Annotated in this window: 16 protein-coding genes; 4 read left to right on the top strand and 12 right to left on the bottom strand. The window is 48.8% G+C overall.

What is annotated here, in order from left to right; all coding sequences use genetic code 11:
- Positions 1-127 precede the first annotated feature (127 nt).
- Complete coding sequence (locus IQ268_RS08295) at positions 128-1,609, top strand: PLP-dependent aminotransferase family protein (protein WP_193877368.1); 1,482 nt, start codon at positions 128-130, stop codon at positions 1,607-1,609.
- 411 nt (positions 1,610-2,020) lie between these two features.
- Positions 2,021-2,674 (top strand): sugar transferase, encoded by a 654-nt coding sequence (locus tag IQ268_RS08300; RefSeq protein WP_193877370.1) that lies wholly within the window; start codon positions 2,021-2,023, stop codon positions 2,672-2,674.
- Between the two features lie 265 nt (positions 2,675-2,939).
- On the opposite strand, the gene IQ268_RS08305 is transcribed toward IQ268_RS08300, so the two are convergent.
- The 3 genes from IQ268_RS08305 to IQ268_RS08315 all read right to left on the bottom strand — a co-directional run bounded on the left by IQ268_RS08305 (position 2,940) and on the right by IQ268_RS08315 (position 7,304).
- Positions 2,940-6,074 (bottom strand): response regulator, encoded by a 3,135-nt coding sequence (locus tag IQ268_RS08305; protein ID WP_193877372.1) that lies wholly within the window; start codon positions 6,072-6,074, stop codon positions 2,940-2,942.
- Between the two features lie 215 nt (positions 6,075-6,289).
- Positions 6,290-6,643 carry a nuclear transport factor 2 family protein gene (locus IQ268_RS08310; RefSeq protein WP_193877374.1) on the bottom strand — a complete coding sequence of 118 codons (354 nt, stop codon included), beginning with the start codon at positions 6,641-6,643 and terminating at the stop codon, positions 6,290-6,292.
- 142 nt (positions 6,644-6,785) lie between these two features.
- The gene (locus tag IQ268_RS08315; protein WP_193877376.1) at positions 6,786-7,304 is read right to left on the bottom strand and encodes a monooxygenase family protein; all 519 of its coding nucleotides are present in this window, start codon (positions 7,302-7,304) and stop codon (positions 6,786-6,788) included.
- A gap of 449 nt (positions 7,305-7,753) precedes the next feature.
- Between IQ268_RS08315 and IQ268_RS08320 the strand changes: the two genes are divergently transcribed.
- Positions 7,754-8,734: a hypothetical protein gene (locus IQ268_RS08320; RefSeq protein ID WP_193877378.1), complete on the top strand. Its 981-nt coding sequence runs from the start codon at positions 7,754-7,756 to the stop codon at positions 8,732-8,734.
- A 28-nt stretch (positions 8,735-8,762) separates the two neighbouring features.
- Here the strand turns inward: IQ268_RS08320 and IQ268_RS32170 are convergent, their stop codons facing one another.
- From IQ268_RS32170 to IQ268_RS33340, 6 genes are all read right to left on the bottom strand, one after another.
- Positions 8,763-8,942 carry a helix-turn-helix transcriptional regulator gene (locus tag IQ268_RS32170; protein WP_228035198.1) on the bottom strand — a complete coding sequence of 60 codons (180 nt, stop codon included), beginning with the start codon at positions 8,940-8,942 and terminating at the stop codon, positions 8,763-8,765.
- Positions 8,915-9,112 (bottom strand): hypothetical protein, encoded by a 198-nt coding sequence (locus tag IQ268_RS32175; RefSeq protein ID WP_228035199.1) that lies wholly within the window; start codon positions 9,110-9,112, stop codon positions 8,915-8,917. Before IQ268_RS32175 ends, IQ268_RS32170 begins: the two co-directional genes overlap by 28 nt.
- Before the next feature lie 31 nt (positions 9,113-9,143).
- Complete coding sequence (locus tag IQ268_RS08330) at positions 9,144-10,022, bottom strand: NmrA family NAD(P)-binding protein (RefSeq protein ID WP_193877380.1); 879 nt, start codon at positions 10,020-10,022, stop codon at positions 9,144-9,146.
- A 28-nt stretch (positions 10,023-10,050) separates the two neighbouring features.
- Entirely contained in the window at positions 10,051-10,788 is a 738-nt protein-coding gene (locus IQ268_RS08335) for an SDR family oxidoreductase (protein ID WP_193877382.1), read from the bottom strand.
- A 49-nt stretch (positions 10,789-10,837) separates the two neighbouring features.
- Complete coding sequence (locus IQ268_RS08340; protein WP_193877384.1) at positions 10,838-11,602, bottom strand: SDR family NAD(P)-dependent oxidoreductase; 765 nt, start codon at positions 11,600-11,602, stop codon at positions 10,838-10,840.
- Between the two features lie 62 nt (positions 11,603-11,664).
- Positions 11,665-11,937 carry an Atu4866 domain-containing protein gene (locus IQ268_RS33340; protein WP_193877431.1) on the bottom strand — a complete coding sequence of 91 codons (273 nt, stop codon included), beginning with the start codon at positions 11,935-11,937 and terminating at the stop codon, positions 11,665-11,667.
- A 404-nt stretch (positions 11,938-12,341) separates the two neighbouring features.
- Here IQ268_RS33340 and IQ268_RS08350 point away from each other — a divergent pair, with 404 nt between their 5' ends.
- The gene (locus IQ268_RS08350; RefSeq protein WP_193877433.1) at positions 12,342-13,274 is read left to right on the top strand and encodes an AraC family transcriptional regulator; all 933 of its coding nucleotides are present in this window, start codon (positions 12,342-12,344) and stop codon (positions 13,272-13,274) included.
- Between the two features lie 462 nt (positions 13,275-13,736).
- Here IQ268_RS08350 and IQ268_RS08355 read toward each other — a convergent pair whose 3' ends face one another.
- The 3 genes from IQ268_RS08355 to IQ268_RS08365 all read right to left on the bottom strand — a co-directional run bounded on the left by IQ268_RS08355 (position 13,737) and on the right by IQ268_RS08365 (position 16,715).
- Positions 13,737-14,630 (bottom strand): helix-turn-helix domain-containing protein, encoded by an 894-nt coding sequence (locus tag IQ268_RS08355; RefSeq protein WP_193877386.1) that lies wholly within the window; start codon positions 14,628-14,630, stop codon positions 13,737-13,739.
- Between the two features lie 124 nt (positions 14,631-14,754).
- A complete protein-coding gene (locus IQ268_RS08360) occupies positions 14,755-15,591 on the bottom strand; it encodes an alpha/beta fold hydrolase (protein WP_193877388.1) in 837 nt (278 codons plus the stop codon).
- Between the two features lie 377 nt (positions 15,592-15,968).
- Complete coding sequence (locus tag IQ268_RS08365; protein WP_193877390.1) at positions 15,969-16,715, bottom strand: 3-oxoacyl-ACP reductase family protein; 747 nt, start codon at positions 16,713-16,715, stop codon at positions 15,969-15,971.
- Between the last annotated feature and the right edge of the window lie 36 nt (positions 16,716-16,751).

Consider the following 16,751-nt stretch of genomic DNA (forward strand, 5'->3'; position numbering starts at 1 on the left):
GGAAATACGCTCGTTTAATACGTTTAAAACAACCTCTAAAGTTAGACTATTAACTAAACTGGACTTGCACAATAGCCAATTTTGATGCATTTAACCAGTCCACTTTGGTACAAGGCAGCCACAACGTATGGATTTTGTGATTACGCTCAACCGTGCTGCGGCAACGCCATTACATCGACAGCTTTATGAAGAACTGCGGCAGGCGATTCTCAATGGACGACTGTTGCCGCAGCAGCGGTTGCCATCCACGCGATCGCTAGCCACCTCATTAGCCGTCTCCCGTACCACCGTCACCCAGGGATATGACCAACTGCTGAGCGAGGGATACTTAGAAACCGTTGTCGGTTCAGGCACATTTGTTTGCGCTCGCCTGCCAGATGATTTGCTGCCCACGGCTCCAGTTCTGTCATCACCTGCCATCGCTGATTCATCGCCTCCACTCTCTGCCTACGGGTTGGGGCTGGCAGATATCGAACTTCCAGGAGCCACAGAGCCAACTGCTGCGATTAATTTTCGCTATGGCCGACCTGCCCTCGATCGCTTTCCGATTAAACTATGGCGCAAGTTACTGTCTCGTCACTGTCGTGCTGAACTGGACTGGTTAGACTATGCCACTGACCCGCTAGACGATCGACGGCTACGAGAGGCGATCGCTCGTTATCTGGCTAAAGCCCGAGCGATTCAGTGCACAGCAGAACAGGTCATGATTACAAACGGCACCCAACAATCGCTCGATCTCATTACGCGGCTGTTTATTAATGTGGGAGAGGCGATCGCCCTGGAGGAACCGAGCTATTTGGGCGCAAGGCGGACGTTTTTGGCCAACGGGGCGCGGCTGGTTCCAATCCCGGTCGATACGGCTGGGCTGGCTGTGGATCAACTCACCGTCCATGCATCAGCCCCAATCAAACTCGTCTATGTCACACCGTCGCATCAGTTTCCCACAGGCGCTATATTGTCGTTGCCGCGTCGGCTTGAACTGCTGGCCTGGGCACAGCAGGCCAGGGCGCTCATTATTGAAGACGATTACGACAGTGAATATCGCTACGGTAGCCAGCCCATTCCAGCATTGCAAGGATTAGACCGCAACCATACTGTCCTTTATATCGGCACCTTTTCAAAGGTATTGTTTCCGTCATTGCGAATGGGTTATTTAGTCCTGCCCGATCGTTTAGTTTCAACGTTTGCCCGCGCTAAGTGGCTGAGCGATCGCCAATTGCCGCTATTAGAACAAGCCGTTCTCGCCGATTTTATTGATGAAGGGCATCTAGAGCGACATATCCGGCAAATGAGACTGCACTACGATCAGCGACGGCAAACATTAGTCCGTGCTTTAACCCAGCAGTTTGGTCAGCAGGTCACCATCCTGGGAGAAAATGCTGGCATTCATTTAATGGTACGGCTGCACAGCCCCTTGAGCGATGCGGAAATTTTGCAGCGAGCGGCTGCGGTCAACGTTGGCATGATGAGCGCTCAGCCTCACTATTTATTAACCAAGCCGCCAGGTGAATTCATTTTTGGCTACGGAGAACTCAGCGATCGCCAGATTCAAGACGGCATTATCCGTTTAGCAACAGCGCTTCATCCCAAATCCAGGCTAGAAAATTAGCGCTCTGGGAACCAGTTGGATGACTGAGATTTCACTTCATCCGTTGCATGTCCACCGTCACCCGCACCATACAGTAACGTCGGATACCGAAAGGTGTTGTAGCTTGATTTATTCCGTAGGATCACTGGCAATTTGAACTACATGCCTTACTGAACAAGCTGTTGTAAGTGGTATCACTCTTGGAGTTGAAGCCTTGAATACACTGGAACTTTATAAAAGGTTGAACTAGTTCAAAGATTAGGCAAACACACGCAATTTCACTACCCACCTCTAGGAGTTGCCCCGTATATTTGCAGAAGAACAACGGATTCAACCCAACACCTGAGATTGACTTACCTGTAGAGGAGTAAACGGCGAGCTGTGATTACCACTTCCAATTTCCCAAATCTCTCTGTCTCGACTGCCCAGTCTATGACATTTATCCCAGAAATTGCTGCACCTGCACCTGCACAGGAAGTGCATCCATCTGTCACCAGCAAAGCAAAGCGTTTAATCGACATCGCAGGTTCGCTGGTTGGTCTAGCGATTACCGCCTTGATTTTTGTACCGCTGGCGATCGCCATTCAACTAGATAACCCTGGTCCAATTCTCTACAGCCAAGTTCGCTGCGGACAAAACGGTCGCACGTTCCGAATTTGGAAATTCCGCTCAATGGTGGTTGATGCTGACCGCCTGAAGCATCTGGTGCATAACGAAGCCAAGGGCAGCATCTTCAAGAACCGCAACGATCCAAGAATTACAAAAGTGGGCCGCTTCTTGCGCCGCACCAGCCTGGACGAGTTACCTCAGTTTTGGAATGTACTCCAGGGTGATATGAGCCTGGTTGGGACTCGTCCTCCTACTGTTGACGAAGTGATGAAGTACGAGCGCCACCATTTCCAGCGTCTCCTTGTGAAACCTGGCATCACCGGCGAATGGCAGGCAAACGGTCGCTCTGAAGTAGAAGACTTCGAAGATATCGTCAAGATGGATGTGGCTTACCAACACAAATGGTCTGTAACTTACGACATCATCCTAATCTTGAGAACGATTAAAGCGGTTTTTGGCAAGAGCGGAGCCTACTAATAAAGTTTGGTTGGGGTAAAGTGCCTAGTGGCGCGTCCTGTAATGGGGCGCGCCTTTAATCATTTGTGCCTCATCTTCAGTTGTTTTTGGGAGGTTGCCGCACGAAAAGAAGTAGGGTCAATCTATGATGTAAAGTCTAATACTCAAAAGCTCATGCGTACCTCGCCCGAAGATATATAGAAAAATTCTAGCGATCCACCCAGCCGAGAGTTGATAGTGATATTGCAACGGTTATCGGCGGCGGGTAATGGGGCAACGTTACAAATTAAACGCGATCGCCCCCATCACCTTTGCCAATAGGCAACGTAAAGTAAAATGTACTGCCTTCCTCTAACGTACTCTCAACCCAAATGTGTCCTCCATGCTGTTGCACAATATTGCGGCAGATCGCCAAGCCTAAACCAGTGCCGTCCTGATTACGAGAGTCGGAGGCATCGACTTGCTGAAAGCGTTCAAAGATAGTTTCCAGTTTGTCGGTTGGAATGCCTCGTCCCTGGTCTTTGACCTGCAATAAAACATGATCTTTTTGATGAGTTGCCGATAGCCAAACGGTTGTACCTTGAAGCGAAAACTTAATCGCATTACTCAACAGATTAGTAATGGTTTGAATGATGCGATCGCTATCTGCCCATACTTCAATTGCTAAAGGCATTACAGATAGGGTCACGCCAAACTTTTCTGCCATTGCCTGCATTACATTTGCGGCGTTCGTCATCAAATTAGCAACATTGCAGGTATGTTTGTCCATCGTGACTTTGCCTGATTCAATGCGTTCGACGTCCAGAACGTCATTGAGCAATCGAATCAGCCGCTCGGTGCTATCAACCGCGATTTCCAGCAAGCGTTTTCCAGTTTCGGGTTCGGCCTCCAGTAATCCGCTCGCCAGCATTCCCAGTGAACCGTGAATCGAAGTTAAAGGCGTACGGAGTTCATGGCTGACGATGGATATAAATTCATCTTTCATCCGTTCAATTACTTTGCGATCGCTCGTGTCTCGTAAGATCACCGTAAAGATTGTTTCTCCTCTCAATTGCAGCTTAGAAATCGAGGCTTCCGCCGGGAACTCTTCCCCATTTTTGCGGCGAGCAAAGATTTCTCGGCGTTCCCCCATACGGCGCGCTTCACTAGACGATTGACCAAAGTCATTCACATGTTTCCGATGCACGTCTGCAAAGCGTCTCGGCAACAGCAAATCCAGCGGTTGACCGATCGCCTCCTGTGCGGTGTAGCCAAAAATCTTTTCTGCTCCTTGATTGAATAGAGTGATCTGTTGCTTTCTATCCACCGAAATTACGGCATCATCAGCAATATCGAGAATGCTGGAAAAGCGTACCTGCGATATTCTCAGCGCTTCTTCAATTTGCTTACGCTCGTTAAGTTCAGAGCGTAACTGCTGATTGACATTGACCAATTCAGCCGTTCGTTCTGCCACCCGAATTTCCAGTTCATCTTTTACTTTTCGTAAGGTCGCTTCGGCTTTCTTTCGCTCTGCCACTTCAGTTTGATGCAGCGTGGCGACATTCTTCAGCAGTTTAATGCGCTCTAGGCGATTGATGATGCGAGTTATCAGTTCTGGACCCACGATCGGCTTGCTGATAAAGTCATCAGCACCCGCCGCAAACACCTGATTAACGGTATGAGCATCGGTGTAAGCCGTTAAAACAACAATGGGTAAACCGCTCCAGCGCACATCATTACGCACCACCTGACATAGCTCAATGCCGTTGATATCAGGCATTTTGACGTCTAAAATTAATAGGTCTGGTGCAGCGGCTTCCAGCGTTTCCCAAAACTGATTGGCGTTGCTGAGCGTGGTGACGTGAAGCCCCCAGGGTTGTAGTAACGTTCTCACCGTTGATAACAATTGAGAATCGTCGTCTACTACCATCACTCTGGCATTTACCGGATCGGTTTGATGCAGAATGCGAGTTACCTCTTTGAGCACTTGAGTTGCAGGCAGCGGTTTTTGTAGAAATGCTCGTCCACCTAAACGGGCAGCCTCCAAACGATGCTGTAAATCTTCCTTGGATGTGAACACCAGCATCGGCAAGGAAGGAGTTTGCTGCAATTCAGCGAACAGATTGAAACGGTCTGTTGTGTGTTGAGAAACTGTTAGATCCAGCAGAATAACGTTTGGTTGTTCCTGCTGAATCAACTGTTTAGCGATCGCCAAATCCACGGCTAACTCGGCTCTAAGCCCCCAATTTGAGGCTTCAGCCTTAATGGATTCAGCCGTTGTGCGATCGCAATCAATAATTAACAGCAACGGAAGTTTTTCTGGTTGAGCAGGCAATTGCTCCTGTGTTTCAGACCCTGCGATCGCCTGTCGCAAGCTTACGATAAGCTGTTGCAACTGATGAATCTGGTTAGACTTCAAGCGATTGCTGGACAGAAATTGCTGTTCAAGCGATCGAGCCAATTGGGAAGCCTGTTCAAAGCCAAACGTTCCTAGAGAACCCGCTAACGTGTGTGCCTCTTGCTCTGCCTGCTGCCGCAACTCATGGCTTAGCGTTTGGTGGCTCAATGCCGTAACCGCCTGCTCCAACACAGCGATCTGTTCATGAACTCTGGGTTGAAATCGTTGCCACACCTCGGCGATCGCTGCCCAAGTTTGCTGCCCAACCTCTTCGGCACTCACATCAGCAGATTCAGATGACGAGTGCTCCAAGGATTGTTTCTGGCCTGTCTGTTTCTCTTCTGTCCTTTGCCTTCTGTCTTCCGCCTTCTCCAACGGTTTAAGCCGATAGCCAATGCCATAGACCGTTTCAATTAAATTAGTTGGAGCACCGGCAGTTTTGAGCTTCTGGCGCAATCCTTTGATATGCGTTCTCACCGCCTCATCACTGGGGATATCCTCAAACGACCAGAGGTTTTCCAGGATGGCCCCACAGCTAAATACCCGCTGATGGTTTCGTAAAAACAGTTCCAGTAGGGCATATTCTTTAGCCGTCAATGCCAGAAGCCGCGTTGCGTAGGTTACTTCGCAACTCCTTGGGTCAAGGCGTAAGTCGCCCCATTCCAGCACCGATTGAACTGTTGCCTGATTGCGGCGCAAAAGTGCCCGAATTCGAGCGGCTAACTCCTCTGGATCGAAGGGTTTCACAACATAATCATCGGCACCTGCATCTAGTCCGATCGCTTTGTCGTGGCTACTGTCACGAGCGGTCAGCAGTAGAATGGGCATCTGATACCCGTACGATCGCAACCGTTGACAGAGGCTAATGCCATCCAGCTTAGGCAGGGTCACATCCAGCAGAATTAAATCGTAAGCAAACGTCTCTGCCAGTGCCCATGCTGCCTCTCCATCCGGGGCAACCTCAACGGTATAGTTTTGATGGCTTAACGTGGCAATCAGTGCTTCAGCAGTCAATCCATCGTCTTCTACGACTAGAATCTTCATTGTTACTGGCTTACAGCAATCTCAGGCTTACAGCAATCTTACAGCAGTTCTCAACCGAGTCAGCCACAGTCTCGCCAAGATAGATGTGGGGTGTATGGTTTGAGGCGTGGTGAATGCAAATAAAAATGGCTGTATTATGACTCTTGAGTATAAAGTGGTAAGTTTCAATGCTGGATTGCTTTCAGCTTCCTGTGGCAGTGCTGCTGGTTTCATCCTCAACTCCGGTTTTTGATGACGAAAGCCCTTAATTCGACCATCTTACCGCCGCGAAAGCGCCAGACATCGCAGTACGAGTAATGAGCCGCCTTCCCGTCTTCGTCCTTCATGGTTATATCGCCAACTGCCGTGACGAAATCACCTTCAGCGATTAAGTGAGTAACCACAAACGTTGGTGGCTCTACGTAGGTCGTTGCCATCCACTGGCGAACGGCTGCTTTTCCGTTCAGGGTTCTGTCACCTACAAATGTCCAGTGCGTGTCGTCGGCGCAGAATGACAAGAATCCTTCGTAGTTGCCTTGGGCGATCGCCGCGTTTGCCGCTTCTAAGACGGTTTTATTGTTCTCTGACATCTGAATCTCTCCCCTGGTTAATTCGTAAACCGCTTCTTCTCAACCATTTCGCGGGTATTACCAGTTCATAGTCGATCCGCCTGTAAAGATCGCAGATCCGCCGCAGATAAGTGCTGAAATCTGCTGGATTTTGCTATCTCAATTATTCACTTTCATCGTAGAATTGCCCTTCGTCAACTGCCGATGCAATACTTGCCTCGCCCTCAACGTTCAGCCGATCGCGTGCTGAGAACATCGCTCCGCGTGCCGCTTTGACCGGAGCAAAACGAAGAAAGCCGACTGACGTTTTCATGTCGTCATAGACCGCTTCCATCCCTCCGCGCATGAAATATGTTTCATGCCAAAAACCCGTGCCGCCTGAATCCCGCAAAAAATCCAGCCACCATTGCTTGTGCGGATCACTACGTGCCCAGGCTTCTAAAGTCTCAAAATCACGCCAGTACTGTCGCATACCAACGTGCGGCGGAAACAGCGAAAACAAAATAGTTTCGTGTAACAACAAGCCGTCAGGCTGCGCTTCAACAGATTTGGCAATTTTAGGTCCAAAACCAAGCAATGTTTTCAGTCCTGTTAAGATATTGACCCGCATACCAAGATAAATGACAACCAAATCGGGATATGCAGAAAGGTCAACGGTACGACGCTCGACTTTATCTTTCATCTTGCTCCTTTACCCGGTTTATCATTGTGCACCTCTAAATGTTACATGGGCGATCGCACGGCTTACAGCAGTTCTCAACCGAGTCAGCCACAGTCTCGCCAAGAGGGGTGTGGGGTGTAGAGTTTGAGACGTGGTGAATGCAAATGAAAATGGCTGTAAATCAGCAGACAACTAGCTAATTTGAGTGGAGTAGTTTCAACACTGGACTTCTTTCAAATTCCTGGGCTGTTAGCGAATCTGCTTTGGTTTCATTCCAGTGAGGCGTTTGAACTAGTGCGTCAGATGGCTTTGACTGGAGAAGCCGACTTGTAGAGCAGCGTCTGCGATCGCTAATGATTAATCTACTCCTTTCGAAAGATAGGAAAGGTTCTGCTAATCAAACTTAATGTGGTATTTGGTTTCTCAGAAGTCGGAAAAAGAAAACATGATAAAAAACAGGAAATCACGACATGCTGAACCGCTGGAGGCATATTGCACCTGCGATCGGACTGTTCTTTCTCTCACCTTGGATTGGGGAATTTCTGCTGGGTAATTTATCAATCGATGCCCTGCTCAGCGGGCTATTTGCTGCGCCACTATACGGCGGTGGGGCACTTTTGATCCGCGAAGTGACTCGTCGTACGAAGCGGGGTTGGGCAACGATGATCTTACTTGGATTGGCATATGCTGTGGTGGAAGAAGGACTCGTTACCCAAAGCCTATTTAACCCCTCGTTTGTCGGCTTGAATCTGCTAGATGTTGCCTACATTCCAGTAATCGGGATGGGAGCCTGGTGGACGCTGTATGTCCTAACTTTACACACAGTTTGGAGTACCAGTGTAGTGATCGCATTGGTAGAAGCATTAGTGCCCAACCGAAGAACTACACCCTGGTTAGGCAAAGCTGGTTTAGCTATCACAACTATTCTGTTTATCTTTGGTGCAGCAATCATTTTCTTTGGTATTTATTCTCAGGAAGGTTTTCTAGCCTCTCCCCCTCAGTTGATTGGAACCCTGGTCACGATCGCAGCACTAATTGCTTTTGCCTTTAAAGTACGTCAATCGCCGCGATCGCAGACCACAACCAAAGCACCTATTCCGAGGGTTGTAGGTTTTGTTTCGTTGCTTGCGTCAAGTTTATTCATGGCACTAAGTCTGGTTATTGATGTTGTAGCGGGCTGGGTGATTGTCGGTGTTTACCTTGCACTCTACGTCCTGATGACCAAACTCCTTTTCAAGTGGTTGCAATCGGCAGGGTGGGGAGATGCTCATCGACTAGCGCTCGCAGGAGGGGCACTGTTGACCTATGCGTGGTATGGGTTTCCTCAACCTCCAACTGCTGATTCCAGTGGCATCGTTGATCTGATCGGCAACGGAATCTTCGCGATCGGAGCGATCGCTCTGCTGGCGATCGCTCATCATAGTGTTCGACAAGCTTCTCAGAACGCCTGACTTTTTCAAAGCGTCAGATTTTGAAGTGTTAGCGCACTTGTTTCAGTGTCATTCCAGTGAGGTGCTTAAACGGTTGCGTTAGATAGCTTTGACTGGAGAAGCCGACTTGTAGGGTGATGTCTGCGATCGCCAAATTCGTTTTCGACAGCATCAATTTCGCCTGTTCCACGCGCTGTTGAATCACGTACTGATGAGGCGAAATCCCCATCGCTTGTTTGAAGAAACCAGCAAATAAGTTGGGCTGATGTTAACCACGTTTGCCAGTTCAACCAGGGATAAAGCTCGATTCAGATGAGCCTGGATGTAATCGATCGCTGCTCCTAAACCGCGTGAACTGCCCGTAACCAGTGCAACTTTGCCTGCAAGTGTGGTCGTCATGGTGGACTCCTTTATGAGTGAAATTTTTGATTCAATCTTGTGCTTCGATCAGTTTGCCGACGGCATCTGCAATCATCGTTTGCCCCCTCACTGTTTGAACGTGACTTCCCCCTTCAAAAACAATGTGACCAGAATTAAAGCCGCGCATCATCTCGCTATAACTGTTGACGGCTTCAGGCGAAAAGCCGAATCTGGAAATCGTTGCCTGCCACTCGCTCTCGGGTACAGCAACGGCCTGCACGTCGCGTCCGAGAGCGGCGGCAAAAGCGGCAGCAACATCGTTTGGCGAATAATCTGCTGCGCCGTGCAGTTCGATGATGCGCTTGCCCGTCCAAGCTTCGGTCATCGCTTGGGCAGCGGCACGTCCGATATCGGCGGCGCAAACCATCGGAATTTTGCGCTCAAGCGGCGTGTAGAAGCTCGGCAAAATGCCTTGCTCAGCGGCAACCTGCACCACGCTGCCCCAATTTTCCATAAACGCCGATGCTCGCAAAAAAGCGACGGGGATTTCCAAATCGCCGAATATCGTCTCCAAAATGTGCGTCGTCAAGATGTTTCCTGTACCTGAAGCGTGTTGCGAGCCGACCGAAGACAGCAACACGACTTTATGCGCGCCGGATTTTTCAATGGCAGCCACGTAACGATCACCAATTCCTCTTGCAACTGCGAACATATCGGCGACGTTATACGCAGGCGGGTTCATTGCGTAAACAGCGTCCGCATTCCGCATCGCGTTGGTCATCGCTTCTAAATCGCTGAGATCCGCAAAAGCAACGTCTGCGCCTTTTTCCCGCCAAGCAGCGGCAGTTTTGTCCGATCGCAAAACGACCCGCACCAACTGATTTCTCTCAAGCAAAGCGTCAGCAACCGCAGAACCCGTTTGTCCCGTTGCACCGAAAACTACATACACAAGATTTCCCCTTGGCTCCATAATGTGGTTACATCATCGTCTGGCTGATCGGGCGGACAATCACTTCATTAACATCAACATCGTCTGGTTGGGAGACAGCGTATAAAACGGCTCTGGCGATCGCCTCTGGGGCAAGGGCAGTTTTGCGAAATTCTTTTAGCAAGCCCTTGGATGACTCATCGGTGATATCAGAGCCAAGTTCGGTGGCAACGACACCCGGAGATATGATGGTGACGCGAATAGTTTGTGATTCCTGCCGCAGTCCTTCAGAAATTGCCCAAACCGCATACTTAGTTGCACAGTAAACTGCCGCAGTGGGTACTACCACATGGGCACCAATGGACGCAGTATTGATGATTTGCCCGCCCCCTTGCGCTTCCATAATTGGCAGCACCGCCGCGATACCATTCAACACGCCCTGAATATTTACATTAATCATGTTGTCCCATTCCTCGACTTTCAAAGCATTCATCGGAGATAGGGGCATCACGCCTGCATTGTTAAAGATGACATCGACGCGACCAAATTTGTCTTTGGCAAACTCAACAAATGCTTTCACGTTTTCGCGATCGGTGACATCGACTGCTTTAAATTCTGCTGTACCGCCGGATGCGTGAATTTCCTCAACTAGCTTCTCTAACTTGTCTGTCCGGCGTGCTCCCAAAACGACTTTTGCACCATTTTGGGCGAGCAGCTTCGCGGTAGCTTCCCCGATACCGCTACTGGCTCCAGTAATAACAATCACTTTGTTTTCTACATTCAACATGGTGAGTTTTCCTTTTGGTTTAGTTTTCTTGTGCTTTAGTCAGTCTGAATTAAAGAAACATACCGCCAGAGACTTCAATTCTCTGAGCATTTACCCAGCGGTTGTCTTCTGAAAGTAAAGATGCGATCGCCCCGCCAATATCATCAGGAACACCCACTCGACCTAACGCGGTTTGCGAAGCGAGGAAGTTGTTAATTTCTGAATTGTCCCGCACTGAACCGCCCGCAAAATCGGTTTCGATCGCGCCTGGAGCCACAACATTTACGGCAATCTGTCGGTGTCCCAATTCCTTTGCCATATATCGAGTCAAAACCTCGATCGCCCCCTTCATTGCTCCATAAGCGGCATAACCTGGTAGAGCAAACCGGGCAAGACCAGAGGAAATGTTGACAATCCGCCCGCCATCTTTAAGTAAAGGCAGAAGTTTCTGCGTCAAGAAGAATACTCCCTTCACATGGATATTCATTAAGCGATCGAATTCTTCCTCAGTTGTCTCGGCAAAAGGGGCATAAACGCCAATTCCGGCATTGTTGACGAGGAAGTCAATCTGCTCGGTCTGCCATTTATCCTGGAGTGATTGTTTGACTTGTTCTACAAAACTCTCAAACGTTTTGGTGTTAGAAGTATCCAGTTGTAGAGCAACCGCTTTACTGCCCATTGCTTCGATCTCAGATACTACACTGCTCGCTTCTGCCTCACTACTGCGATACGTCACGATTACATCAATTCCCTTTTTAGCAAGTGCCAAAGCCGTATTTTTTCCCAGTCCTCGGCTCGATCCTGTGACCAATGCGATCTTTGTATTGTTTGTCATGATTATTCTCCTTGCTAAAGTTAGTAATTCACTTTCCTGTACTATTCAATGGGCTGAAGGGATCATCTTTCTCGGTAAAAAATATAGCCGCCGTGATAAAGTACGTCGTCACGAAACTCGCCATCGGCAGTAAATCCAGTATCGTCCCAGTAATTAATGCGATTTCCTGTGATTTCATAGCGTCCCTGATACGCGCTCTCTCGGTCGCCGCGAGCTTCGTCGTAACGGTTGTTTGGCAGAAGTTCATGGCGGATATAACCATCTTCCGTCACCCACATTCCGACATAAAGATTGCTGGTTTGGGAGGCTTCCGTGTTAGCTTGATTTGGATTCATAGTTTCGCGATTACTAGAGGTTTGAGCAGATGAATCAACTGAAGATTCAGTCGCAGAAGCTTCCACAGAGGATTCTGGCGCAGGTGCTTCTGCCGTAGATTGAGAAGTACAGCTTATTAATGCAAAAGCTCCCAAACTGATCGTCACTGCCAATGTTTTAGGCATCGATTGTGTTTTCATACAAGACCTAAGTTTGTATCAATAGTGCAGGGGCACGATCTGATTGCCGAACCGGAGTTAGAGACTGCTGTACTCGAATGGTTTTATCCTATAAGCAAAAATTAGGAGGTTAAATACACAAATCTTGCAGATGATTGCCTAATCCTCTCAAAATCCGCAGACAGAGAAGAAAGATTTCCTATAATGACTGCATGAGCAGGGTCGATATCAATCAGGAATCCAATATGACGATCAATACACTGAGCCATGAAAGCGCGATCGATAAATGTGAAGAACTGGCGGCATTGGTTGATCGGCATACCGATAGCCAGGGAAACGGTATCCATGCAACTGCGATCGATTCCTTAGAGTTCACGCGAGAATGTAATCCTGCCGCAACAATGCCCGGTGTCAGCGAACCGCTTCTCGCGATTGTGGTACAGGGACAAAAAGAATTGTGGTTAAACGAAGAAACGTTTCGGTATGGTGTCGCTCAGTATCTAGTTTTGTCGGTGGATTTGCCGGTGAGTGCATGTGTGACCCAGGCGACTCCTACTCAACCTTATCTCGGATTCAAGCTGAAACTAGACCCAGCCCAATTTTGTGAAATCATTGCTCATACACAGCCATGCGTTAGTCAAAAAGAACCTGTGAAAGGCTGGTTTGTCAGCGATGCTGAGCCATCTTTGATTGACTGCGCTCTGCGGCTCACAAAACTTTTAGATACACCGCAACATGTTTCATTTCTGGCACCGATGATCATTCGCGAAATTTATTACCGTCTTTTGATGGGTGAACAAAGTGAAGCCGTTCGCCAAATTGCTGCTGCTGGCAGCAATATGCAGCGCATTGCTGAGGTAATCAAAGACATCAAAGCAGATCTTACGAAGCCGTTGCGGGTTCAGGCTTTCGCTGAGCAGGTGAACATGTCCGTTTCCTCTTTTCACCGCCACTTCAAGACAGTCACCTCAATGAGTCCGCTGCAATATCAAAAACAATTGCGACTCTTGGCTGCGCGACAGATAATGCTTGCTGAAAACGCTGATGCCGTGCAGGCGGCTTATCAAGTTGGGTATGAGAGTAATTCGCAGTTCAGCCGCGAATATGCCCGCATGTTTGGTGCGCCTCCTATCCGGGATGTTGAACGTTTACGAACAGCCGAAATAGTAATAAGGTAACTTCTGGAAAATAGTTTTTCCTTAGCGATCAATGTTTCTCTCATTGGAGAGACTTTGCTCACTCAGCGAGGGATCGATCATTCAGTAGAACTCTCCCCGGCTATTAATTTTCTGCTATCAATTTCATTTGCTTGCACCAAATAGGATTGTTTCAGTAACTCAGCGACTTCTTGTGCGATCGCAATTAGAGCATGACTAACTGAAGAATTATGGAGAGAACCAGTCTCGTTTGAGACAAGACCAACAACGATCTTTACTTGGGCAACCCCGGACGCGAGACCTTACTCAACCGAGTCGAGGACACCGCAGAGGACTTTCCCGGCTCCTGCGGGGAAGTAGAAGACACTTCAAACATGGGCATTAGCTCCTGGATTTTCCTTGTCTTAGCTAACTTGAGTGTAGTAAGTTCCGACACTCAGCTTCTTTCAAATTCTTACGGTTAGTTATCAGATTTTTATTGTGTTAGCGAACCTGTTTCGGTGTTACTCCAGTAAGTCGCTTAAAATGCTGTGTCAAATGGCTTTGGCTGGAAAAGCCGACTTGTAGAGCGATGTCTGCGATCGCCAAATCCGTTCCCTTTAGCATCATTTTCGCCCGTTCCACCCGCTGTTGAATTACATACTGGTGGGGTGAAGTTCCGATCGCTTGTTTGAATAAACTGGCAAAGTAAGTTGGGCTGATATTGATGATGCTGGCCAGTTCGGTCAGCGATAAATCTCGATCGAGGTGAGTGTGAATGTAATCGATCGCCTGCTGCAATTGACTGTGAGTTAAGCCTCTATTTTCAGGCGTGATAAGTTGTACAACCTCAGAATAGTGGCGCAAGAGATGAATCACCAACGCTTGAGACAATGATTCAACATACAATTTCCCCATCATGCTATCTGAGCGCAATTCATCTAACAGCAGCATGGCGATATACTGAAGCTGCAAGTCTTGCTTGGCGAAATGGTTCACCAGATTGAGTCGTCCTGTATCCATTTCAGCGGCTTCAGCAACTTGTTTAACGAGCCTCGGCTGTAGGTGAATATAGAGTTCTGTTTGGCATATCTCGCTTCCTGGACAACGCCAGCAGCTTGCTTGCCCAGCCGGAACCAAAAGGCTATCCCCCTGCTGAAAGATGGATTCATGTAAACGATAGTCTGATTGCTGACTGAGATAAACAGGATGCCCCAAAGGTAAGATCAGCCAATGATCGGACAGGGCAGGAAGTTCCTTTTCTTCTGTTTTTCCCAGAGAAGAATATTGATGCTGCTCAACCAAGATGCCATTCCAGCCCATTTTCTGACTGGATAGCACCGTAGTTCGATTCAACCGTCGGCTGAGTTCGCTCGGTCTAAGCAGGGTACTTGCCATCAGCTTTGTCCTCAGAACTTAACTCGTTGATTTGCAGAACCCTGTCCAGGGTTAGCGTGTGAGCCTGACTCAACGAATGAATCACAGCGTTTTTTCATCAGCCAGAAATGTAGCAGGTTATTGATTATTCCTGTTGAAGAAAGTCCATTAACACGGGATTGACTTGGTCAGCGTGAGTCCAGTTGATGGCGTGCGGCCCACCAGGAATGACCACAAGTTGACTGTTTTTAATCAGCTTTGGCAGTCTTGCTGCGGTGGACTCTAGTGGCAGAATGCGATCGGCATCACCATGAATAATCAGGGTGGGTACATCAATGCGGGGTAGATCATCGCGAAAATCGGTGAGCCAGGACGGTACACAATCTAAAGTTCCTTTAGCAGAAGCCCCCGCTGCCACGTTCCAACTGGCTTGAATGGCATAGTTGCTAATGCGTTCACCCAGCAGCACATCCACATTGAAGAAGTCTCTGAAAAATGTAGAAAAGTAGGCTGGACGATCTTTAACGATCGCGTTCATAATGCCATCGAAAACGCTCTGATCAACGCCTTCAGGGTTATCATCGGTTTTCAGTAAGAAGGGCGGCACGGGAGCCATCAGCACGGCTTTCTGTATCCGCTCTGAGCCATATTTGCCAAGATAGCGCGTGACTTCGCCCGTTCCCATTGAGAAGCCGACCAGCACAGCATCCTGCAAGTCAAGCTTGGTCATAAGGGCGTTGAGATCGTCTGCGAATGTGTCGTAGTCATAGCCGATTGAGGGTTGGCTGGAGTCTCCAAAGCCTCGGCGATCGTAGGTGATCACTCGATACCCTGCGTTTAGCAGCACTAAGACCTGTTTTTCCCAGGAATGACCGTTGAGGGGAAATCCATGAATGAGAACAATGGGTTGACCTGTCCCAAAATCTTCGTAGTAGAGATCAATGGTTGCAGAATTTTCTTGACCGACAGTAACGTAAGGCATTGAAATCTCCTATGGATACCGCATTGGATTATCGTCAGATTTAACCGAAGTGTAATGAGTTCTAATGCTCGGTTTCCTTCAGATTCTTAGGGCAGCTTGTTAGATTCTTATGGTGTTACTGTGCGATTGATGAAGCTTTCCATGACATTGCTCTGAATGCCCACAACGTTCTTAGAAATCTGGTTTACAGCAACTCAAGTTCACTCTGATGACGACCCGTGGTAAAGACATCGGCACCTTTAGCGACAACTCACTTGGTTGTGGCAAGATCAATGCTGCTAGTGCCGCCAGTGACAAGTGCAACTTTTCCTGAGAGTTTTTGTGCCATTGTGCTTTCCGGGTCGGGTTCAGGGATTATAAATTTGATTACGTCTCGTTTAAGCGGTAAAACCGCCATCAATTTTGAGGTTTGCGCCCGTGACAAATGCGGCTTCAGGACTGGCCAGATAAGAGACCATGCCAGCCACCTCGTCGCCCTGTCCGTAGCGACCGAGGGCAGTCACCCTGGTCATGACTGCAGCCAGGTCTCCATCGGCGGGATTCATATCGGTGTCAATTGGGCCAGGTTGGATGTTGTTGACCGTGATACCGCGAGATCCCAGATCGCGGGCAAGACCACGGGTAAAGCTGGCGATCGCCCCCTTCGTCAACGCATAGACCGAGAGACCGGCAAAGGGGCTGATGAGATCACTATTGACGCTGCCAATCATGATGATCCGTCCCCCCTCACCCATGTGGCGAATGGCCTCTTGAGTGGCGACGAAAACGCCTTTGACATTAATGGCGACGAGTCGGTCAAACTCCTCGATCGAGAACTGGTCGATCGGGGTGACGACAGCAACTCCTGCGTTATTGACGAGAATATCAAGACGACCGAGGGTATTGACGGTTTCAGCGACGGCATGTTTTACCGCTTCTACATCGGCACTGTCAGCCCGGATGGCCAGAGCTTTTCCCCCTGCTGCTTCGATATCTCGAACCACCTCATCCGCTTTTTGGGGCGAACTGGTGTACGTGAGGGCAACGGTTGCCCCATCGCGGGCGAGACGCTTGGCGATCGCCGCTCCCAAACCACGTGAACCGCCCGTAACCAGTGCAACTTTGCCTGCAAGCGTTGTCGTCATGATCTATTCCTTTGGGGTGTCATTTTTGGGTTGTCA

This window comes from Oculatella sp. LEGE 06141, assembly GCF_015207605.1.
Lineage (GTDB): Bacteria > Cyanobacteriota > Cyanobacteriia > Elainellales > Elainellaceae > Oculatella.